The organism is Pedobacter frigiditerrae, assembly GCF_004331645.1.
GTDB classification, from domain to species: Bacteria; Bacteroidota; Bacteroidia; order Sphingobacteriales; family Sphingobacteriaceae; genus Pedobacter; species Pedobacter frigiditerrae.
Map to the genome: position 1 here is coordinate 206570 of NZ_SJSK01000006.1, position 22604 is coordinate 229173.

Consider the following 22604-nt stretch of genomic DNA (forward strand, 5'->3'; position numbering starts at 1 on the left):
GTGGTAATCTTAAAGGGTAACTTTTATCAATTCAGTTTTGTTGATCAGAGCAACTCTGTTACATGGATGCCATAGACTTCTTTAAATAGTTTACTAAAATGGCTCCTAGAATTGTATCCAGCAATATTCGATATTTCCTTGATGGTCCTATATTTTCCGGAGGCAATGGCTTCCCATGCCAATTGTAAGCGGATGATGCGAACCAGTTTATTTGGAGTGATACCTAAGATTTGATCTACACGCCTAAACAACTGTCTTTGACTAAGGGCTAAACCATCACTTATAAAATTTAAGTTTAAGTTGGCCTTGCTGGCATTTTTGCGAACCAGCGTTTCGAAGTTATTTAACCAAAATTGATCTGATTGTGATGGCTCTTCCTCTGTTTTTTTGCGTTTATCAATCGCAGATGACATCAAGTGGCTAGAAAGTTCCCTTTTTTGAGGAGTCTTGAACCTTTTCTGATGGTCGTTCTCAATCATTCCCAAAATAGAAGAAATCCTGTCGTATTCTTCTAACTGCTTTCTGTAGGTAATATCCTTGGCAATTGCAAAAATAAGACTATCTCGCTTAATGGGAACAGAGGTCCATAAAAGCCAAATGATGGCGCCATCTTTTGTAATGTACCTGTTTTCGAAATTTAACAGGGATTGCCCTTCAACTAGAGCAGCTTGTTTTAGGCCAGTTAAATGTTGGTCATCAGGATGAATAAATGAGCTAATGGGTAAAGCGAATAGCTCCTCATTGGTATAACCTAACGTTTTGGCTACCGTAGGATTAATTTTTTTAAAATACCCATCAAAGCCAGCAATACATAAAAGGTCTGGAGTTACCTCAAAGAAATATTCTAGGTCGAAGACAACTTTAGAACTCAACTTTTCCATACCTGATAATTGTTCATGTCCTCATTAATTTATTTGATAATTGTATTAAACTACTGCAATACAAATTTTATCTAAATTGTTTTCAATTACTTGGGCAAGGAGTGATTATGTCAATTTTGCAATCATTTTAGGCAGTTTTGTGAACTGTTTAATCTTGCACGCTGTTAATTTTTAAAAGTTTCCGTTTACTCGCCCCCCATAAATAACCAAATTACATTAACCTACGAAAATTTATTGCAATTAGTTCTAATGGCAATTTTATAACGAGCTCAACAATTTTTAGGTGGATGCTTTAAATTATAATGAGTGAACCGCTAGCGAATCTTAATAGTGCGACCAATAAAGATGAATAACCCCATTTTAGCGAATTGTTTTTAGCACAAATGCGATTGCTTCCATTGAGGGATTTAGATTTCTGTAAGTAACTAAGAACTTTCCTACCCTTAACGACCATAAAATCGAACGCTCCAAATCCTAATTTGAAGTCTTTGATCAGCTAAATTGTACTCCCAGTGCAGCTGGCAGCGAAAAATATACCGTAGTCCCCTGACCAGTAACGCTCTCAATCCATAATTTACCGCCGTTATTTTCTACAAATTCCTTGCAGAAGATAAGGCCTAGTCCGCTTCCCTTTTCTCCAGCCGTTCCTCTTCTGGTCATTCGGTTGCCGATGTTGAACAATGAGGAAAGGATACTGGCATCCATTCCCGTTCCCTGATCTTTTATGCTGATTGTTACACCCTGTACGCCTAATTTTCCATTTAAAGTGATATGGCCACCGGTGTAGCTAAACTTTAGTGCATTGTTTGTTAGGTTTCGTAGCACAAAGGAGATTTGCTGAAAATCGGCGTATGCAACACATTCACTAGGAATAGAATTAATAATGCTCACTTTCTTTAGCGATCCCAAGTGTTGGAAGGCGGCAACAGTCTTGGATGCCATGTCAGCAAGCGCTAAGTTCTCACTTTTTACGCCTGTGCCCATTAAAGAGCCATAATAACCTTGGGAGGCCCAAGCAAGGATATTGTCAAGTGTGGAGAGTGACAGATCGATGTCGTTGCGAAGCTGGTCAACGATTGTCCTTCGTTCTGATGTAGAAAGCATGTCAAGATCCAGCATATCAATCAGGCTCTTTGTACTATTAAATGGCGAACGCATGTCATGGCCAAGGATAGAAAGTATGCGGTCCTTGAATTGGTTAGACTGCTGTAATTCCCACTTCTGCTGGTTGATGAGCTGCTGAGAATCCCTGGTCTGGTTAATCACTTTCCAGCACATCATGGAGATAATGGCCAGTGGGGTAATTACATTGATCATGAATATAACATGGCCAAAGCGTGGCAAGGGATATAAGGGGGCATTGTTATACTGATAGCCATTCACTAATATGGCCACGATGAGTACGCCTAAGATACTCGTGACCCTATAGGTATTGCCATTGGCATAAATAGCCAAGGCAACCAAGGCAATTACAAGATAGTTTTGCGTGCCAAGCTCGCTTCCAAAGGCAATGCACATATAGGTGATCCACAAGGAAGTGGCCAAAGGGACAAAAAACTTGCCAACCGAATCTTTGGCATTAAGTTTCAATAGCAGCGAGGCAATGAAAATGCCAGACAGGGCTATCATGGAAAGACTATAAGGTACAGAATCGCTTCCAAGTAATGCTGAGGCCAGCGCAAGTATGGCGCTCAAGTGGCACACCAAATTGATGAGCTTTGTTCTTGATTTTTTAGTAAATAGATTGCGGGCAGGGAAGTAATGGGGATGTTCCTTGATCATTAGGTTATTCAGGTTCTAGTAGGTTATTGTTTTATTTGGTAAATGCTTAATTATAAGCAAGCTATGTGCCAAGTTAAGCATTGTGTTTCAGTCTTTGTAATTTATTTTCTATAGTAATGGCTTTGAAAGTCAGTAATAAGGTTGCTAGGTATAGAAAATAGCACTGGCGCAACGGCATGGCTAAATAGTTTGTGAAAGCAGATAGCCCCAATAAAGCCAAATCAGCTCACTGCAAGAAAAAGCCGTAGGGATGCAACTTTTCAATTTGGTTTGCCACTAAATCAAGTAGTTGTTCCTTAATGTTGCCATACTTTTTGCAGAGGTGCAGGATATGGTCTTTTCCAGGGGTAAATGTTGCCACCAGTTCGCCGCAGTAATATACACTAAACTTGCAGCGCAATTCGTCGTAGTGCGGATATTCACTTACCTGAAAATGGTAGGTAACGTTCTCATGGTCTACAGCTACCGGATACAGAGACATGTTATTGTTAATTGTCTTTTTTTCTATAACAATCTGTGGGGAGATTGGTTTTTGTAATTAATAACCCTACAAACAAAGCCACTCGATTGAGTGGCTTTGTTTGTATTTTTGAGATCTAGATCTGCATCACTTAAGTAGTTTTTCGGTCTTCTTATCTGACTCGAATTTCAGAAAGACTTCTTTGAGGAGATTAACGTCCTGATTAATCCTGTTCATTGAGGTTTCCATTACTCTTCTTGGAGTTGTGTATTCTTTAGACCCCTCTAGAACATTTGTTTGGTTATATATAAACAAGGTCTTGACCAATTTGCTGTTCTTTTGCCTGTCTAGCTTTTCAGAAAACGAGAAATCAATGTTTCTTAATCCTCGGTCATAATACCTAAAGATGGAATCTGGGTCGGATGGCTTTTTCTTGGAATTCAAGAATTTTTCAATCTCAACGTCTTTTTCTTTTAAAACCTCAATTGGTTTGCCTAAGTCTATACTTAATACTGGTTGCTGGTCTAAGGACAAGCCCTTTATTATGGAATCGACGTTAAAGACAATTCCTTTCTCCTGCCGAAAGGAATCAAGGTGATAGCTTAATCCATTTTTACTCCCTTTCTGATAAACATACACCACATAAGAGATATCCTCTTTAGTCACTATCTCGTCTATCTTCTTTCCGTTGTTATCTAAGATGTCTTTTGTCGTTAGGGAAGCTCTTTCTTCAATAAGAAGCCTTTTATCTCCGCTAAAGGCAATCTTAGAAGTATGTCCCATCTTGAAAAGAGACTTTCGCCTCGGATCAAAAAATTGGCCATAATCCTTTACTTCTATAACGTCAAGCCGCAAATTGGCTACACAAGATGTAAATAGTGAATATAACAGTAGTAATAGATAAGTAATAGACCTCATTTAATTAGTATTTTACAAAGTTTGTTTCCCAGTGGGCATAAGAACCGTTATACTTTGAAGTATAATGTTTTTAACTTCTGCATCTATCTTAATCTGGCGCCTTAGGTGAGTCTGTATGTCTAGACAAGTTTGTAGTTTTGTACATTGAATTATGCATAAAAATTATTTGCTTAAAACTACCTCGCTTCGAGGTGGTTTAGGTTTTTTATTATTCCGACTGCTTCAAATTCATCCGATTTAAATCAGTTTCATATTGCTTGATCAAAAGAATATAATCTTTTGGATTGGTTATTTTTATTTCTTTCATCTCTGAATAAAACTCTGACCTTATCACATTTTCCTTTATAGCTTCACCTTTATATATGTTTATAAAGCTGGTTTTAACCAATTTGCTCTTCTGTTCTTTATCCAATAATGGTGAGAAAGAAAAGTCAATTCCATTTAGTCCCATATCATAATATCGATATATTGAGTCGGGATCCTGAGGGACGGTTTTTTTATTTAGATACTTCTCAACCACTAATTTACCGCCAGTTTTAACGATTTCAGTGGGTGTGCCTAGCTCTAAATTGTATACATTAAAATTGGAGGAGTGAAGGGAAATTGCCTTTAGAAGCGAGTCTATAGAAAATCTTACGACGTGTTTTGGTTTATCATCGTCGTAGTAAAAACCAAAATCATTTTTTTTCTTAATTACAAAATGACGATAACTGGTATCAGGATTTATAAAACCAGCAAAGGTAGTGTCCCCAATAATTGTATCTATGCTTTTTCTATAGGTTATGTTACGAGTCTTGTATATGATATAATCATTATAGTATATGATATTTACACCTGTACTATCTACATTGGTTAGTCCATCCAATGTAGTAGTCCTATCAGCAGTGACCACAGAGAGTGTAATAAGCTTCCCATTTACATTCTTATTTTTAACTTGGCATCCAAAGATGAAAAGTAACGGAATTAGGTTAAGAATTTTTTTCATTTTAATTTTGTGGGGGCCTACAATGGATTGCATTCCAGGTTTTTACCCCAGTTATGTTCTCTTTAATTTTTTCAACAGGCTGACCATTAATTATTTTAGTACGTTTTTCATTGAAGGTATAATTCATTTGCACATAATCGTTAGTATATCTTTCGAGTGGGGTTCCTGTTGTTTGATGAAGCGACCCTGTTGTTGCAACATCAATAACGCTAATGGTCATATCAGAGGGTTGATTGCCAACAGTACCCATACTATCATGTGTAATACCTTGTAATTCCCAGTAGCCCATAAAAGGCAGATATTTCGTTAATGTTACTTTCTCTTTTGTCTGAAACCATAAAAATTCAGCAGGCTTAGAAATAAATGCAGTCACATATCTAGTTATAGTCTCAGAATTATCATCTTCACCTGAGACAATTGTTTCATCAGTATAATTAAAAGTACCAAATTGACCCCAATCTTCTTCTTCGGGGTCTACCCCCCCTTCACCACCACCATTTTGACACTCTGGGTTGTTAAAGTTTGCTGGGTCTTCACAACCACCTTCGCCACCACCAGGCGGGTCGTCAGGACAAATGGTATATAAATAAGTTTCTGATACAAGTATCGGTTCACCACATGAAGTAGGCACTGGGTTATCACCAACATATTCACACCAGATTTCATATTCAAAATGATACCAATCCGCACAGCCCGGCTCACCTTCATACCCGGCTCTGTCAGATGTTGTCCTGTCAATGCTCGCTAATTTATTAACCTTCAGGTATGGCTTTGACACATTTGATTTTGATAAACTAGCTGCTTTCCCATTAGTTATCCGCAGCTTGTTAACGGTAACATTATTCCAGGTCTTATAGATAAGAAAGCCATTAAAATCCTTGTCCAATTTGTTTATCTTATTATGACTAATGTCTCCATTGTGCCTGTTAAGGTAATCTTTATCGGGGATAAAAGAAATTATCCTTTGATTTATCTTTCCCTTTTTATCCTTGAAGATAAGCAAGCGATCAAAACTTGCCTTGATGATTTCCAGATCAGGCTTTTCATTCTTTTTGCCAATTATGGATGTTATTTTGTGAGTATAGGCCAACGGGATTTCAACAAATTCATATAAAGCTGTTTTATCAACCGAGGCACGTGTCCATATAGGCGTTTTAAGGTTGGTTTTTTTGCCCGTGCGCTCTGTTGACGATACCTTGTTACTTACGGCATAGGAAACCTGATTCCCAGCATTTGGCAGTAGCACGTCGTTAAAGTAACTTTTCGCCCATTGAGCCTCGGGCTTCATTTCGGGTAGGCTTGCCACTTCCTTTCGACAGGAGTAGATGCCAATTGAAAGCATAAACATTGCCACGATGGCAATGTAGGGGTTTTTCATCTTCATTGTTTTTTGTTTAATGGTTAAAAATTATTGATTCATTGTTTGTTTAATTGCCTCAATCCTTTCTGAAGGGATCTTGACTGACATTGTGAGTATTATCTTGCGCCAATACGATGCTTGCTCGTATTGCTTGTTCCTTAAATAAAATTGATACAGGGCTTCCCTCGGTACGAACCTGTTTGGAACCATATAAACGGACTGAAGGAACGCCGCCTCTGCCTGCTTGAACCTCCCCAGTTCCTTATAGGCAAGCCCCAGTTTGAGAAAGGTTGAGTTGTCTGAATATTGCGCCAGTATCTCGCGCAATAGCGATGTTTTTCTTCTCGTCATACTCCTGCCCGAGAGCGTCTCACTGTAGGTCTTCAAAAAACCGACATCATCCCTTAGGGTAGGGTATAGCTTTTCAAGAATGCTTATACTTTCGTTAACATATCCTGTTGCTGAGAGCAACTTCGCCTGTTCCAGTTTCTGGTAATTATCAATGTTCCTTATTTCATTAAGGTAGATAGCCAATGATAGCACTACGGGGATAGCTGTTAAGGCACAGGCTCTAATCTGTGGTCTCAATCTTTTTATTCTGTCGTAGAGAATCATATAGGCAAGCATACACAGCATTACCACTTGAAACGGCTTATGTTCAAATACGTGGGTAAAGAATGCCGCCACACAAACCATAAGGGCTATTGCAACAAGCAACTTAAGAAACGGGTCATTGGCATTGTTTTTTAGGCGAGTGCGGATGAGGGCAATTATCAATAATAGAGACATGAGGAGGCAAAGCCCACCAATGATTCCCATTTCAACGATGAACTGCCAATAATCATTAAATGCATAAAAAGTATTGTCCGCCAACAGAAACTCCTTTTGGGTATAGTTTCCCGATTTAAAGAACAATGCCTGATGGAGGTTGTATTCTTTTTGAAATGCACCCCAACCAATTCCACTGAACGGATGTTCGAGGAACATCTTTGCAGAAACCTTGTAAATAAGCAGCCTTCCCAAGCTAGAATCGCTTTCTATATAAATGGAGAGAAATAAAGTTAATGCGATAACGGCAAAAACGGAAAGTATCATTGCTACTTTACTTAAACGAATTTTCTGATGGGTAAATAGCAAAAATAGAATGCCCACTATTGCCCCAATAGCGAATGAACGGTTTAACATCAATAGCGAAAACACAAGGACTAGGCTTAAGCAGGTTACGCTTAACAAAAAAGAGTGGCGTGTTAAATAATCCCTCAACATCTTAGGTTGTTTTAAAGGATTTAACTGGGTCGAGATAGAACATTTTCATCCACGTAAATTTCTCCTTCCTACTATAGTTTTTGATGATTGGGAACAGCGAGAATATCGAGAAGTGCAGGTGGGGCGGTGAACTGATTGCATTGCCAGAGTTTCCCACCAAGCCTATCCGTTGTCCCTTTTTGATGAAGGAAAACGATGATTTTTCCTGCCTGTTCAAATGGGCAAAATAGTAGGTTCGCAGTTTTGCATCGAGAACATACACGTAGTTTCCCCCGTTCTCGCTGTATCCTGCAGATATGATGAGACCATTAATGGGACTGATGACAAGACTTTTTCGGGTGGCAAAAATGTCTATGCCCTTATGAACCTTTGACTTGCCCCAGGGGCTATGCCAAAAGCTCTTGCTATCCCAACTGTTTTTGTTTGCACCTGTCACGGGAATCAATATTTCCTTCTTTTCCCCGATGAGGTTTGCATAGGCAATGCCAATTACGGACAATGCCAAAAGCAGAATTGTCAAAGCCTTTACCGAACTTTTGACATTCCGAAGAACAAGTGATTTTCTGTGTCTGTTAGCCATATTTATTAATTGCCACAGTCATTCGGTTAGTGATGAACACAAAAAGCCTATGCCAATATTTTGCCAATAAAACTTAGGGATTGGATAATGATTATGGATTTGGGGGAAGTTGATAGTCAAGTTTTCAAGCCTGCAGGCAAATTAACTTTAAGAGACGGAATCTATTATGGTGCGAAAGGAAAGAGATAGGTACACGTTCAGTTATTTCAAGGTTTATCAATGTTTCAGGATGTTAAGTTTAAACCAAGATATGTGTTGGAACTTGTTGTTTAGAATAAAAGCGTCAATAGCTTAATGGGATACGCGAATTACCCTCTAGACAACGTGAACTAAAAGCCAGTGATTGTTTTGTGCTGAATTCTTTCCTTAAGAGATTTTTTATAGGCTTCACCAAGAGGAATTCTCTCATTATTTTGAAGCACTATGAAATTTGCCTCTATTGACTGTATTTGGTCAACATTGATGATGAACGATCGATGCACCCGTGCAAATTTTGATGGGGGAAGCTTGGCTTCTATTTCCTTGAGATTGACATTGGTAACGAACCGTTCTGGTGGCGTATTGATGCAGACCGAATGGTCAAGCGCCTCGATGTGCGAGATTCTAGCTATTGTAAGCTGAACAATTTTGCCCTTTGTGCCTGGGTTAATGAATATGCTCTCTATTTCTGCTTTTGGGGTAGCCTTTCCAATTCTCTCTATTGCCTTCGTAACGGACTTAAGAAACATTTGGTGGTTAAACGGTTTTAAAAGAAAGTCGAGTACATCAAGTTGAAATGCCTGTAATGCATATTTGGAATGCGCTGTGGTAAAAATTATGATGATATCCTTTGGAAGCAGTTCGGTAACTTCGATGCCTGACATTTCGGGCATATCGACATCCAAGAAAATGATGTCTGGCTTTTTACCATTTCTTATTTCTTCAAGTGCAATCAACGGATTGGTATAACTTCCGATAAGTCTTAACTCGGACATTTTTCCTATATGGTCTTTTAGTGATTCAACAGAATGAAGCTCATCATCAATGACATAACAGGAATAGGTGGGGCTTTTCGTACTTGACATTTATTAGCAATAAATCTAATCTCGCAATCCTTTGCAAAATAGTAAAAATATTAAAGCAAAGCCCTGCTAAGTTAAGAATGGACGTGTATTTTCATAATAGATAGGAAATATTAGCCTGTTATAATGTGCTTATAGCTATACAAACGGATTAAGCTACAAACAATGCCAGATTGTTGTAGTCCTGTCGTACTTAGTGCAGTGTCATGTGGCTTAGGATTTCCAGCAGGTTAGTTTTCGAGATCGGTTTGATATAGAAGTTCGAAACCGATTCGTAGCGGAGTGCCCGTTCATGGTCAGCCGGATCAATCGAAGAACTAACAATGTAGATCCTTATCTTCTTGTTCGGTCTGAGCTTGGTAAACTCGTCGAGGAACTGCCATCCGTCTAGTACTGGCATATTCAAGTCTAACAGAATCAGCGACGGCAATTCTTCTGGTGATGCCATGGCGGGCGTAAGATGTTTCAGTGCTTCCAACCCGTTATGGAAGACCATTACCGAACGGGAAAAATTCACCAGTTTCATTTGCCTTGACAGTGCGTAAGTGAATATCTTGTCATCGTCTATAACGTATGCGGTGTCTAGTTGTTCCATGCTATGCCTTGTTGATTTCAATTGTAAATGTCATCCCTTCGCCTGGGTTGCCATGTGCGGTTATGCTTCCCCCCATCGCCTCAATCTGGTTCCTGATAAGGAATAGACCCATACCCCTAGCGTCGGCGTTCCCGTGAAATGCCTTGTACATGCCGAAAAGCTTATGTCCGTGAAGAACCATATCCAGTCCAATCCCATTATCGGCGACGGTTATCTGTACCTTCTCGGCAATATCCTCAACCGTAATGGCAATAATTGGAGGACGGTCGGGATGTCTATACTTGAGACTGTTGCTAATGAGGTTGATGAATACGCTTTCAAAATAAGAGGGGTTAAACAGGATGGAGATATCCTCTGGCCCCTGTACCGTTACTGTTGCGCCCTCTGCCCTGATAGATGCTGCCAGAATATTTGCTGTCCGTTCGATCTCCTTGCGCAAATTGATCACCTGCCGGTGAGTTGTGCCCTCGTTGTTGATCTTGACGATTTCGTTTAGCTCATCAAGCGTGTTCAGCAGGCTGTCCGCATTGTCAGCTAGCATACCAGTCAACACGTCCTTTTCGGCTTGGTCATTTTCTCCTAAGATCATCTGTGCAAGCATGTAAATGTTACCCGCGTGAGAGCGGAGATTATGGGAAACGATGTGTGCGAAATTTAACAGTCGGCCGTTTTGTGCCTCAATGATTCCCGTATTCTTTTTTTGTTCGGTAATGTCCTTGATCTGTGAAATAAAATACAGGGGATTTTCCCGTTCATCCCTAACGAGGGATACATTGAGTAACGCCCATATGATATGTCCATTTTTATGATAATAGCGTTTTTCAAGACTGTAGTTAGTAATGTCTCTTGCCAGCAAGTGGCTCATTTGTTCGAGGTCGGTCTCTAGGTCTTCTGGAAAGGTGATTTCTTGAAATGTCCGACCCATAAATTCATCTTCACTGTAGCCAAGCATACCGCAGAGGCTTGGGTTAGCCTTGAGCCATTCTCCCTTCAGCGATACCAATGCCATACCAATTGGGGCATAATTAAACGCCTTGGAAAATCGCTGCTCCCTTTCTTGAAGCAGTAGTTTGGCATCCACTTCTGCCGTGACATCCTCCAAAGTGCCATAGAGCAACTTACCAGAGCCCTCGTTGGATCTGATATGCATTCGTACCTTTACCCATTTGGCATTGCCAAGGGCAGTGACCATCTCCAGTTCTGCCTGCTGAGGCTTGCCCGATTCAATCACCGATTCAATCATTGATTGCACACGGTCAGTATCCTTGTAGAATCTTATGTTAGTCTGTGACCCAGGCTGAAAATCCTCGTCAACTTCCAGTATCTGGCGGATGATCTCGTTCCAGAATACCTTTCCCGTTGAGAGATTTCTCTCCCAGATGCCCAACTCTGCAAGGGGTGTTACAAGTTGATATAGTTCTAGTCTGGTCTGCATAAATTAGCGATGATTGGCACAAGAATGAGTAGTACTTTATCCGATTAGTAAATGTAACAATTAATGTTTGATGTCAAAGCGCTTGAACGCCCCCGAACAATGAGCTGTTTGGAAACTACAATACAAACCTGTCAAAGCTTACGGCTTAAACAAGAAGCTTACAGCATCTATTTCAAATGTATGGTAAGGTTGGTTAAAAAGAAGTTCGAATATAACTTTAAGGTCGCAGAAGACTATAGCAGCCTTTTGGATAAAAAATAATCCTAGGAATAGAAGGAGCTGTAGCAGTTATAGCATTTGAATCGTTTCAAATCACTCCACCGTAGGAAGATCTTAAACATTACGGGACGGCTAATTCTTTGGACTGTTGCCTGCTTGCAATTGGGACATGTGACTTTTTCTCGTTCTTTGGCGAGAGTGGAGGTTGGTTGAGGCATACTTGAGAGGGCTAAGGTTAATTTCTATTGCAATCTACTAAAAACAAAACTCCTTTTGTGTTAAGAAAACATAAAGCTATCGAGACTGGAAGAAGTAGCCTATATTTGTCTGTGTGGTTATAACATTCTCTTTTAATCTACGTAAAAAACCGCCTTACACACAAGCACATTTAACGGTCGCTTTTTTGCTCACCTACTGTTATACGCGATAATTTATGGTGCCTGCGCCCTATTGAGACGGCGAAATAAAACTTGGGCTATTTATGTTTTGACGCTTTTTGTTTACTCAATTGATACGAATGCTTAAACAATCGTTATTACCAAAGGGGTAAAGGTAAAGGAGCAATTGCTGGCGAAAATAAACTAGCTCTGCAACCTTGTCACAAATATAAATAACAAGCTCGCTATAATCTCTGTAAGGGTTGGCATAAACAATCAGGTTATGGTTGTTGTCAAATTCTGCAGTCAATACCTCATCCTCAAAATAGTCGAGAAATTGCTGCCTAAATTTTTCAAATATAGGTCGTGTAATCATTAGGGCCGTTTTTCTTCTTAACAACTTTAAGGATCTTTTGTTTTAGGGTATGAAACCGAATGATGGAGGAGTGGAAAAAATTAAGGGTCAAAAGACATGACAGCCATTTCAGCGGTCCTGAGCTGTGCATGGATTGTTATTAGCCACAGGATTTTTTGTCTAGGCTAAAATTTACCTGTTAATCCAACAGTTTAGTAATTCTAAATTTCTAAAGGGTGCTTACAATTTTACATACATAACTCAATGTACTAGGGCAAATAGCCATTAATATAGTTTTGAAGTGATGATTGATCCTAATAAATTAGCCTCACTGGCATCAAGATTGGGCGAAGACCAATATGATCTTCCTGCATTTAATTGATTGGTAATGGAGGCAATCAACTCATCATTATAATAGAGTTTAAACTCCATTTTCCCCAGTGGAATAACTAAGATTTGCTTACCCCAATGGGTAATTTCAAATGACTGCATTATTAAATATAACCAAAAAATGTCGGCTAAACGCTATGTGCTACATAGATTAGCATTTTCTAACGTATTAAAATAGTTCAGCCAAGCCTATCAATCCCAAATTAGCACTAACATGATTAAATGAATGGAATGAATAAAATTGATCTCATTTAACCTGGTGTAATAATTTGGCTCTTTTAAAGCTATTTGTTAAAGGGAATAAGCTTAATTAAAACCATTAGGTAATATTAATGTTTATCTTATCTTAATCGTTACCCAACTTATAAATCATCGCTTCCTATACGTCATTATTCGTTATATAATTTTATATTGTAATTATTATATCTATCACTAAAGAGGTTAAAGCAATGCCCCTTATCTATGAAAAATACTGATTTGTATAGTCTTTTTGAGCTCTCGCCAGTTCCCATGTGGGTTTTCGACGTGGGTAGTCTTCATTTTCTTGATGTTAACCTAGCTGCGATAGGTGAATATGGTTACAGTAGGGAAGAATTCCTGAGCATGAACATTAATGACATTAGGCCTCATGAAGATAAACAGAAAGTAGCCAATATTGTGAAGGAAAACCTTGCCTCGGGCTTATTCTACAAAAATGTATTTAGGCATTTAACCAAAGGAAAAAAGATCATTTGGGTACAGGTGGCCAGTAACCAGATTACATTTGAAGGAAGGGTTGCCCGGGTGGTATTAGCCATGAATGTTACCGAAAAAATAGCCGCTCAGCAGGAACTATTGGCTACACAAAACAGGTTCAAGGCATTGGTGCAAGATGGCTCAGATATGATTACCATCATTGATGCTGATTTTAAATATAAGTACGTTAGCCCAGCTTCAGAAAGGGTGTTCGGGGTTGCCCCCGAGTTTTTTATTGGCAAAAGGGCCTTCGATTTTATTCATAGAGATGATATAGAGCGAGTAGGGAAAGAGGCCGCAGAAATCTGGAAGCATAAGACCATTCAGTTATCGCCTTATCGATATAAGGACGTAGCAGGAGGGTGGCTATGGGTAGAGACCAGGGCTACCAATCTTTATGATGATCCTGCTGTTGAAGGAATAGTGTGTACCTCGAAAGACATTACCGAAAGGATAAATGCAGAGCTAGAGGTGGCCAAAAATGTGGAGCGGTTTAATGTCGTTTCCAAGGCCACAAGCGATGTAATTTGGGATTGTAATCTGCTAGAGGGTACCATTTTCTGGAACAAGGCAGTAAAAGGGATCTTAAAATATCCCGATGCAGAACGCACCACGCTTACCTGGTGGAAACAGCTCATCCATCCCCAAGATAGAGATAGGGTGATTAAGAGGCTCGATCTGCATATTGAAAAAGGGATTGCCAGGTGGACAGATGAATACCGATTTCTTTGCGGCGATGGCACCTATAAAAATATATTTGATAGGGGTTTTTTGATGCTAGATGAGCTTGGTAAGGCCTATAGGATGATTGGGGCCATGCAAGACATTACCTCCCGGAAAAAGGAAGAAGAATGGTCTAAACTATTAGAATCAGTAGTTATTAATACCTCAGACGGTGTGCTCATTACCGACGCTTCAAATAATCCCTCGATCATTTATGTGAACCAGGCCATGGTTTTAATGTCTGGTTATACCAAGGCCGAACTGATAGGTAATGCCCCAGACATGCTGCATGGTCACGACAGTAATCAAGAAGAATTATTGAAGTTGAAAGCTGCCGTTAATGTCAAAAAAGCGGTCAAAGTAGAATTAGTTAATTATACTAAAACAGGGCAGAGTTATCATGTGAGTTTAAGTTTAAGCCCGGTGTTTGGCGAAGATGGAGTGCTGATCAGGTGGATTAGCATACAGCGTGATGTAACTGAACGTTATAATTACGTACAACAGATTGAGCAGCAGAATAAAAAATTGAAGGAAATTAGTTGGATGCAATCTCACTTGGTTAGGGCACCCTTAGCCAGAATCATGTCTATAGTAGAACTTTTGGCAGCTAGTGACCTTAGCGAAGAACAAAAGGAGTTGCTTGCGGTCTTAAATGCATCATCAAAAGAACTTGATGATATTGTTAGGGAAATAGCAAATAACACCTAAGCCAGCTCACAACTCCCTACTCATATACCTCATTAGCAAGGGGAATACCCGCTACAAATGCATCTGCATTGCTGTAGGTTGTGCCTGCTATCTGTTCCATGGCGTTCTTGGTAAAAAAACCTTGGTGAGCTGTAATCAGTACGTTGGGAAAAGACATCAGCCTTGCAATCAGCTCATCAGTCATGATTTCAGCAGAATGGTCTGCAAAGAATAATTTAGATTCCTGTTCGTATACATCAATCCCCAGGTAACCCAAATGACCCGATTTTAAGGCCGTAATTACTTCAGGGGTATTAATTAGGCCACCACGGCTAGTGTTAATTAACATGGCACCCTTTTTAAAGAATTGCAGGGTGGTGGAGTTAATCATGTGGTGGTTTTCGGGAACCAATGGGCAATGTAGCGATACGATAACCGCATCTGCTAATACTTCTGCTAGGGTACCGTATTGTAAGCCTTTTGCCATGAGCTCCTGATCAGGTTTGGGATCGTAGGCCATGACCTGGCAGCCAAAACCCTTAAGGATATGGTAAAAAGCTTTGCCAATATTGCCTGTGCCTATAAGGGCTACCTTGGCGCCGTGAAGGTTAAAGCCCATTAAACCCTCTAAAGAAAAGTTGCCCTCGCGGGTGCGGTTGTGGGCTTTATGTGTCTTGCGATTAAGGGTAAGCACCATCGCCATCGCATGTTCTGCCACCGCTTGTGGTGAATAGGCTGGTACGCGTAATACCTTAATGCCGGCTGCGGCAGCGGCAGTTAAGTCAATGTTGTTAAAACCTGCGCACCTGAGCAGAATGAGCCTTATCCCATTTTCTTCTAGTTTGGCAAATACTTGCGCATTGGCATGATCATTCACAAAAAGGCACAGCGCATCGAAACCTTTGGTTAGCATTACGTTCTGCAGGCTTAAGGGCTCGGCAAAAAAGCTGAGCTCGTGCCCAGTGTTAAAATCTGTTAAGAACTGCTGGTCGTAATTACAGGTACTAAAAATGGCGATTTTCATGGGAGGTAGGTTTCTGGTAAGGTAGGCTATTAATTTAGCTTATGGTCATTTACCAACAAAAAAAGGCGCCTGAATTTCTTCAGACACCTTCATCATCAGTCACAACAGGTAGGGTTTGATTTAACCTTACCCTTCGATTTTACTATTATGCAATTTTGTGCCCATATATATTCGGATCGGTTTTTACACCAGCTCAGTTATCCATTGCATCTGCTTCGAGAATGGCTCGTGATGTGGTCGTATCTGCTTCGGGTTTTTATCGTTCCCGCTTCGGGATGGTCCCGATAAAAAGACGACCATTTCCCGAAGCTTTCCCGAAGCCTTCCCGAACGCTTCCCGAAGGCTTCCCGAACAGTTCCCGAAGAACTACCGAAGCGTTCCCGAAGGCTTCCCGAAGAAACTACATTTAGGAATTGACTTGTCCCATACTTTGAACCTGTAGACATAACGCTTTAAGTTGCCCAGTCGAACTGAGCATGACGCAAATGGTTGTTGTTCGTATCGAAGATAGGAGAACCCAGAATGGCTCATTAATACCATTAAAACAATAAAATGCTAGCTAACTCTTCTTACAGATTTCTCCCCACTGCCTGCCTGCCGGACAGGCGGGCGCTCCGTTATGATATGACGTTTACGCCGTTCGTCATCCCTGTAGGAACCGTCATCTCGACGATAGGAGAGATCTATTCGCGGGCTCGATAGCAGATATTTCGAATGACGTTCCTACACCCTATCAAACTCCCCCAACAACTCATTCCTTTCCAAATAATCACAAACCTCAAAAAACCAGCGATAGGTAAACTCTGGCTTTTCAAAGATTTCTTTCTTAGGGGTATCAAACAAATCTTTTAAGGTTTGGTAACCCCCTTGCCTCCGCTAATTTGATAGTATCTTGTCCGAGGGATAGGGTGGAGATGGGTTCGGTTAGTAGTGATAGCTTTCGCTACAAATATTTTAATGCGTTAAATAATTAAAAAAAATGCTTTGAATCTACTTTAAATTAAGTTTTTTAGGGGGTTGCAAATGGTGCTTTGCAACCCCTGCCACTACCACAGGTTATTTTTATTTTATTGGTTTGTATCATCAAAACCAAACCTATGGAACCTGATATAAACCAAAAGCTTGATGCACTGCTGCTTCTTCAAAAGAAAATGGCTCAAATGTTAGAGCGTGTATACCGCAAGGTAAAAACGGATGAGGAATGGATGGACAGTACGGATTTAAAAGATAGGCTTAACATCTCCATCTCTACCTTATACCGTTGGCGCCAAATGAACCTAATTACTGCCTATAAGATTGGCACTAAACTGTATTATTCTAAAAAGGAAGTGAATGAGTTAGTAGAGCGGGATAGGTAAGTGTTTTTGTTGCGCATCATCTCGTCACAAGTTCGTCATCTCGACGATAGAGCCTGTACCGATTTATCGGTAAGAGATCTATAAGTAAAAGTTTTCCATGCGTTTTATTAAGGGCTTCAAATCCCTTTGATAGGATGTTCGTGATGCCTTTCCCAAAGGGATGCCTTTGGCACAGAAAATCTCGAACGGTTGGATTGGAAATTATTAATTCCAGATAACTAAAAAAATTAGTATTTTGCCTCGAATAAAATAGTCGTTATCCTTTTATGAAAAGTTATAAAAACTTGGTTACATTTATAAATGCTATTCACCTATGATCAGAGTTTTGAGTCCGTTATTTAATCTTTTTGCCCAAGCATTATGACAATAAAGGATATTTATCTAAAACTAGGCTTAGATGAGACTAATGGATTATGTTTTGCAGATAATTCAAAGGCGACTGGAAAAAAAATAGATAAGGTTTTTCAGGCTCTTGATCCACAACCTGACTCGGTTTTTTGCTTGGAAGAGAAACCATTTATATTATTTTATGATAACCCAAGAAATAGGGATGGTTTATTTAAGGCAATCTGGAATCTAAATGAAACACCGATAGTCATTATTGTAGAAAATTCTGCAGTAAATATTTTTAACGGTTTTGAATATATCAAAGACAACTTTGCCCTGTCGTTGATAGGGAGCGATGAAAGACTCGATGATTTTACCTATTTCAAACTTGTGACAGGAGAAACATGGGAAAAATATAATGAGCTCCTAACTTACAAAAATAGGGTAGACTATAAACTTCTTGAGAATATTAAAGATGCTAGAAGTATACTAATCGATTCGTATAATTTAACTAATCATACAGCAAATGCGTTATTGGGTAAGATCATTTTTACCAGGTACTTAATTGACAGACAGGTTCGCATTGGCTTTGGAGGTGAGCTGAAAGAATGGACATCAGCTGATTTCTGCTCTGTATTGGCGAATAGAGAGGATGCTTTCACGTTTTTTAAATATCTTGAAGATAAATTTGGAGGAAACTTATTTGATTTTGATGATTCTTCTAATAGGATATCAAAAGAAGCTTTGAGTATCCTTATCGATCTTTTGAATGGTGTAAAACTTAATACAGGACAGCTCTCTTTATTTGATATATTCGATTTTTCTATAATCCCAGTGGAATTTATCAGTAACGTTTACGAACTGTTCATTGGACAACAGGAACAAGCGACGACAGGTAGTTATTACACACCATTGTTCCTTGTAGAATACATTACTTCGCAAACTGTTCAGCAATATTTTAAGTCGAATTCAACTGAATACAATTGTAGGATTCTTGACCCTGCATGCGGTTCAGGGATTTTTTTGGTTGAGGGATTAAGGTTAATCATTGAGCGCTTTAATCTATTGACTCCAAATTTATCAAGGACATCAATTGAATATCAAAACCAGTTAAAGTCACTGGCAGAAAATAATATATTTGGAATAGATAAGGACGGGAGCGCAATCAGTGTTGCAATATTTTCTGTGTATTTGACCCTATTGGATTACCAAAACCCCCGAGACATAGAAAATTTTGTATTTCCCCAACTACTTGATACAAATTTTTTCGTTTCAGATTTTTTTGATTTAGACAAACCATTTAATAGAAAATTGTCTAAGATTACCTTTAATTATATCATTGGCAATCCTCCCTGGAAGCGAGGAGCGACACAAAAGGGTGTTAAAGAACCATTTGAGCAATATATCAGTTTTAGGAAAAAGAAAGAGGTAAAAAAGAGCGTTAAAATTGCAATCAGTAACAAGGAGATTGCGCAAGCCTTCATATTAAGAGTAAGCGATTTTTCCAAGGAGATAACAAATTCGGCATTAATTGTAACGAGTAAAACCCTGTATAACCTTAAAGCACTTAATTTTAGAAGATATTTTCTCAACGATTTTTTTATATCAAATGTATTTGAGCTTTCACCTGTTAGAAGAGAGGTTTTTAATAAGTCAAACGACCCTGCAATCGCCCCAGCGGTAATTTTGTTCTATAAATATGCATTTGAAGAAAGTACAGATGATTCTCTGATCGAACATATTTCTGTTAAACCGAGTAGGTTTTTTTCGCTGTTTAATTTGTTCATGGTAAATCGGAATGACATTAAAACAGTTAGACAGAAGTTACTAAAAGACCATGACTGGCTTTGGAAAACGTTGTTATATGGTCATTATTTAGACTTTAGTTTTCTATTGAGACTATCCTCTTATCAAAAAATCAGTGAGCGATTAATTGAGAAGGGATATCTTAATGGTGTCGGATTTCAAATGGGAGAAGACGAAAATCCCGTTGGAGTACTAGGAACTTTGCAATTGTTAGAGCCAAGGTACGTTAAGCCATTTAGGGCACACAAGAACCTTATTCCGTTTACAGAGCAGACGTTGCATCGGGTAAGGGATGAGGGATTATATTTTGGTAAAAGACTTTTGATTAAAAAAGGATTATCAAACAAGCTTAAATCTGTAGCCGCTTTTATTGATTATGATTGCCTTTTTAAAGACTCGATAACAGCGATAAAAATTGAAAATGAGGATGGGATGGATGATTTAAGAACTATTTCTGGCTCGCTCCAATCAGACCTCTTTTCATATTATGCTCTTAACCGATTTTCATCGATTGGTGTCGAAAGGGAACAGGGTTTCAATGAAGAGAGATTTACATTTCCGTTTATTGAAAATGTTGTTCTTTCAAAAGTTGTATCTCAAATCGAGCTAAGTTTAATTCCTGAAAGTGAAAACAGTCTGATTTGGAATTCCGTTTCGAATCGACAATTGGAATTGCTAAATGAGAGCATCTACAGATCATTTTGTGTGACTAGTGCTGAAAAATCATTAATAGACTATGCCAACAAATATGTGATACCCACGATAATACAGAAAGTTGATATAAGCAGTTTTCCATCCGTACAATTTGAAGACGGTTCTTTAGATGAATATTCAAAGATTTTTCTAGAAAAATTTTCTAGTGTTTTTAAAGGTGCCAAATCTTTTTCGGTTGATATCTGGCATTCAAATCATATTATAGGAATGTTTTTCAGAATTTCTGAAATGGAAACACAGAAACAGCCAATAACTTGGATAAAAAAAGACAATGATTTCGTGCTTAAAACTATTATTTCATTGGGGCATGAAAGACTAACCGATAAGCTATTTATCCAGAAAGATGTTAGGGGGTTTGAAAAAGATTTCTTTTACATTTTTAAACCAAATGAAGAGAGATTATGGCATCCTGCATTGGCTTATTTGGACCTCAACGTATTTCTAGATGCAATTTTAAAGACGGGTAGGGAGTGATGATTAGTTTTGAGAATACAGATGCCTCCAGCTTTTTGGATAACGCCAAGTACTATTACGATAGAGAGCTTCTAAATATACTTGAAAAAATAGCGCTTTGTTATACACGCATTGTAGAAAACAATGAACTTGTTTTGAATAATGAAGATGCAATTCGAGATCACATTCACTGTAACTACCTAAACAACAGTAATATTCGTAATGAGCTCAATTTTTCCTATCACTTTGAATGTGAACCTAAAGAATATGGTGTTAGTGATGGGTATTTAGATATTAAGGTCTTTAACGAAAATATTTTTGCCAACCCTTCGGAATACTATATAATAGAATGTAAACGTCTCGATAGCACTAATCCGAAAGGAAAAGCAGGTTTAAATTCTAAATATATTAACGATGGTATTTTAAGATTTATCGACAAAAAATATTCTTGTTATCATAGGGTGAACGGAATGATTGGCTTTATCGTCCAGCAAGTGGATATTGATGATAATGTCAACTGTATAAATGATGTTTTGCGAGACCAATATCCGAATGCAAATACCACTAAGTTCCTGACTAAAAATAACTCAATCGAAAGCTATAAGTATCTTTATGACTCCGAACATACTGACATTGATAGTAACCAGTTGGTTTTATATCATTTAATGTTGGATTTTTCCTCAAATATTAAAATAGTAAATTAATTTGTATCATGGAAGGAAAATGTAAGCTTTGTCTCAAGGAAAAGGAACTTATAAAACGTTCTCATCTTTTCCCTAATTTTATGTACAAGGGTATTCCCGATGAAAAGAATAGGATGTATATATTCTCCTCAAAGGATCTTACTAGAAGAAAAACAGTACAAACCGGAGCAATTGATGAATATATTTTATGCGCTGATTGTGACAATCGGATTCTGGGACAATTGGAACGTTACGCAAATAATTATTTTTATAGCAAATCTTACTTAACTACGAGTGAGGGTTTCGAACAATTAACTCCAAACCCAGGTGTAAATATAATAGCATGCACTAATCTGGACTATTCTAGATTCAAGTTGTTTCTTATATCCTTACTTTGGAGGGCTAGTGTAACCACCCATAGTATGTTTGCTGATTTCAAATTACCTTGTGAACAAGAAGACCAGCTTAGGCAATCTATATTGAACAACGAACCCTTACTAGAGACAAGCTATCCATGCGTAATGATGACCTGTGAGGCTTCAGATGTTTTAACAGATTTTGTTGCAGTAGATCCATATAAAAAAGGTATGGTGAAATTTTTTATTAATGAATTTATTTATACATTTTATTGGGGTGAAAATAGACTTGATGATCATACACTGGCACTAGCTATAAAACCTGATAATACAATGGCAATTATAAAGGTATCTAAACTTATATGGGTTAATATTCGTAGAACAATAATTGAAGCCGCTATAGAGGCAAGCAAATCGAACAATTCGAAAGATTAGTTCCTAAAAGACCATATAATAAATAGGTGGTATTTGTAATGTTAAGGTCTCAACTTCCCTCTCAAAATCTCAACTTTTTCTCTCTCACTTGCCAAAAGCTTCTCATAAAGTTTTTTATTCTCTTCATATAGCTCTATAACCTTTTCTAATGGATTGAAAGTTACTTGATAGCCGATAATCGAGCCACTATTATTTGAGTTTTCATAGTTGTTCTGGATATTGTAAATCATTTTCTCTTCATCAAAATTCCTTATAGAGTCGGCGGGTACTCCCAATGCTTTTGCAATCTTCTCCAATGTAGAATCTTCAATCTCCTCACTCTGTTCTAGTTTGCTAATGGCTTGTTGGCTAATGCCCAATTCGGTGGCTAAAGCTTCCTGTTTCATTCCACGCAATTCGCGGATACGGCTAATCTTACGGCCTAGGTGGGTGCGGTTTGTTTTTTCAGAGGTTTCCATATCCAAATATAAATGTTTTTTAAGACCGTAAGAAACAACCCACTAATTGTTTTTAACAATCTGCGGTGGTTCGTTACGGTTCGGCGCCTAGCTAATTTACGGTTTTAATTACAACCTACAGCTATGGAAAACGAATTTAGTTTACACAAGGATTTAGGATGATTGATTACTGACTAAATAC

The 22604-nt window shown here is 38.6% G+C and carries 20 protein-coding genes; 5 read left to right on the plus strand and 15 right to left on the minus strand.

The features are described 5' to 3' along the window. Positions 1–44: 44 nt before the first annotated feature. The 13 genes from EZ428_RS20110 to EZ428_RS20170 form a co-directional block, all read right to left on the minus strand. Entirely contained in the window at positions 45–881 is an 837-nt protein-coding gene (locus EZ428_RS20110) for a PAS domain S-box protein (RefSeq protein ID WP_131555000.1), read from the minus strand. A 492-nt stretch (positions 882–1373) separates the two neighbouring features. Beyond that, a complete protein-coding gene (locus EZ428_RS20115; protein ID WP_131555001.1) occupies positions 1374–2663 on the minus strand; it encodes a sensor histidine kinase in 1290 nt (429 codons plus the stop codon). 226 nt (positions 2664–2889) lie between these two features. Further along, positions 2890–3144: a hypothetical protein gene (locus EZ428_RS20120; RefSeq protein ID WP_131555002.1), complete on the minus strand. Its 255-nt coding sequence runs from the start codon at positions 3142–3144 to the stop codon at positions 2890–2892. A 126-nt stretch (positions 3145–3270) separates the two neighbouring features. Next, entirely contained in the window at positions 3271–4041 is a 771-nt protein-coding gene (locus EZ428_RS20125; protein WP_131555003.1) for a hypothetical protein, read from the minus strand. 208 nt (positions 4042–4249) lie between these two features. After that, the gene (locus EZ428_RS20130; RefSeq protein WP_131555004.1) at positions 4250–5026 is read right to left on the minus strand and encodes a hypothetical protein; all 777 of its coding nucleotides are present in this window, start codon (positions 5024–5026) and stop codon (positions 4250–4252) included. A 1-nt stretch (position 5027) separates the two neighbouring features. Then, a complete protein-coding gene (locus EZ428_RS20135; RefSeq protein ID WP_131555005.1) occupies positions 5028–6410 on the minus strand; it encodes a hypothetical protein in 1383 nt (460 codons plus the stop codon). Between the two features lie 24 nt (positions 6411–6434). Continuing rightward, a complete protein-coding gene (locus EZ428_RS20140; RefSeq protein WP_131555006.1) occupies positions 6435–7652 on the minus strand; it encodes an O-antigen ligase family protein in 1218 nt (405 codons plus the stop codon). Position 7653: 1 nt separating this feature from the next. Next, complete coding sequence (locus tag EZ428_RS20145; RefSeq protein WP_131555007.1) at positions 7654–8232, minus strand: M23 family metallopeptidase; 579 nt, start codon at positions 8230–8232, stop codon at positions 7654–7656. A gap of 329 nt (positions 8233–8561) precedes the next feature. Then, a complete protein-coding gene (locus tag EZ428_RS20150) occupies positions 8562–9296 on the minus strand; it encodes a LytR/AlgR family response regulator transcription factor (protein ID WP_131555008.1) in 735 nt (244 codons plus the stop codon). A gap of 190 nt (positions 9297–9486) precedes the next feature. Beyond that, the gene (locus EZ428_RS20155; RefSeq protein WP_131555009.1) at positions 9487–9888 is read right to left on the minus strand and encodes a response regulator; all 402 of its coding nucleotides are present in this window, start codon (positions 9886–9888) and stop codon (positions 9487–9489) included. Between the two features lies 1 nt (position 9889). Next, a complete protein-coding gene (locus EZ428_RS20160) occupies positions 9890–11323 on the minus strand; it encodes a sensor histidine kinase (RefSeq protein WP_131555010.1) in 1434 nt (477 codons plus the stop codon). A 723-nt stretch (positions 11324–12046) separates the two neighbouring features. Next, on the minus strand, positions 12047–12295 hold the full coding sequence (locus EZ428_RS20165) for a hypothetical protein (protein WP_131555011.1): 249 nt from the start codon (positions 12293–12295) through the stop codon (positions 12047–12049). A 264-nt stretch (positions 12296–12559) separates the two neighbouring features. Next, complete coding sequence (locus EZ428_RS20170) at positions 12560–12766, minus strand: hypothetical protein (RefSeq protein WP_131555012.1); 207 nt, start codon at positions 12764–12766, stop codon at positions 12560–12562. A 360-nt stretch (positions 12767–13126) separates the two neighbouring features. Between EZ428_RS20170 and EZ428_RS20175 the strand changes: the two genes are divergently transcribed. Beyond that, on the plus strand, positions 13127–14830 hold the full coding sequence (locus EZ428_RS20175; RefSeq protein WP_131555013.1) for a PAS domain S-box protein: 1704 nt from the start codon (positions 13127–13129) through the stop codon (positions 14828–14830). Positions 14831–14846: 16 nt separating this feature from the next. Here EZ428_RS20175 and EZ428_RS20180 read toward each other — a convergent pair whose 3' ends face one another. Further along, positions 14847–15833 (minus strand): 2-hydroxyacid dehydrogenase, encoded by a 987-nt coding sequence (locus tag EZ428_RS20180; protein ID WP_131555014.1) that lies wholly within the window; start codon positions 15831–15833, stop codon positions 14847–14849. A 1097-nt stretch (positions 15834–16930) separates the two neighbouring features. Here EZ428_RS20180 and EZ428_RS20185 point away from each other — a divergent pair. The 4 genes from EZ428_RS20185 to EZ428_RS20200 all read left to right on the plus strand — a co-directional run bounded on the left by EZ428_RS20185 (position 16931) and on the right by EZ428_RS20200 (position 21965). Further along, entirely contained in the window at positions 16931–17191 is a 261-nt protein-coding gene (locus tag EZ428_RS20185; RefSeq protein ID WP_131555015.1) for a helix-turn-helix domain-containing protein, read from the plus strand. Between the two features lie 360 nt (positions 17192–17551). Beyond that, positions 17552–20512: an Eco57I restriction-modification methylase domain-containing protein gene (locus EZ428_RS20190; RefSeq protein WP_131555016.1), complete on the plus strand. Its 2961-nt coding sequence runs from the start codon at positions 17552–17554 to the stop codon at positions 20510–20512. Then, the gene (locus EZ428_RS20195; protein ID WP_165501842.1) at positions 20512–21195 is read left to right on the plus strand and encodes a hypothetical protein; all 684 of its coding nucleotides are present in this window, start codon (positions 20512–20514) and stop codon (positions 21193–21195) included. Before EZ428_RS20190 ends, EZ428_RS20195 begins: the two co-directional genes overlap by 1 nt. An 8-nt stretch (positions 21196–21203) precedes the next feature. Then, the gene (locus EZ428_RS20200) at positions 21204–21965 is read left to right on the plus strand and encodes a hypothetical protein (RefSeq protein ID WP_131555018.1); all 762 of its coding nucleotides are present in this window, start codon (positions 21204–21206) and stop codon (positions 21963–21965) included. Positions 21966–22006: 41 nt separating this feature from the next. On the opposite strand, the gene EZ428_RS20205 is transcribed toward EZ428_RS20200, so the two are convergent. Next, entirely contained in the window at positions 22007–22423 is a 417-nt protein-coding gene (locus EZ428_RS20205; protein WP_131555019.1) for a helix-turn-helix domain-containing protein, read from the minus strand. Positions 22424–22604: the final 181 nt, after the last annotated feature.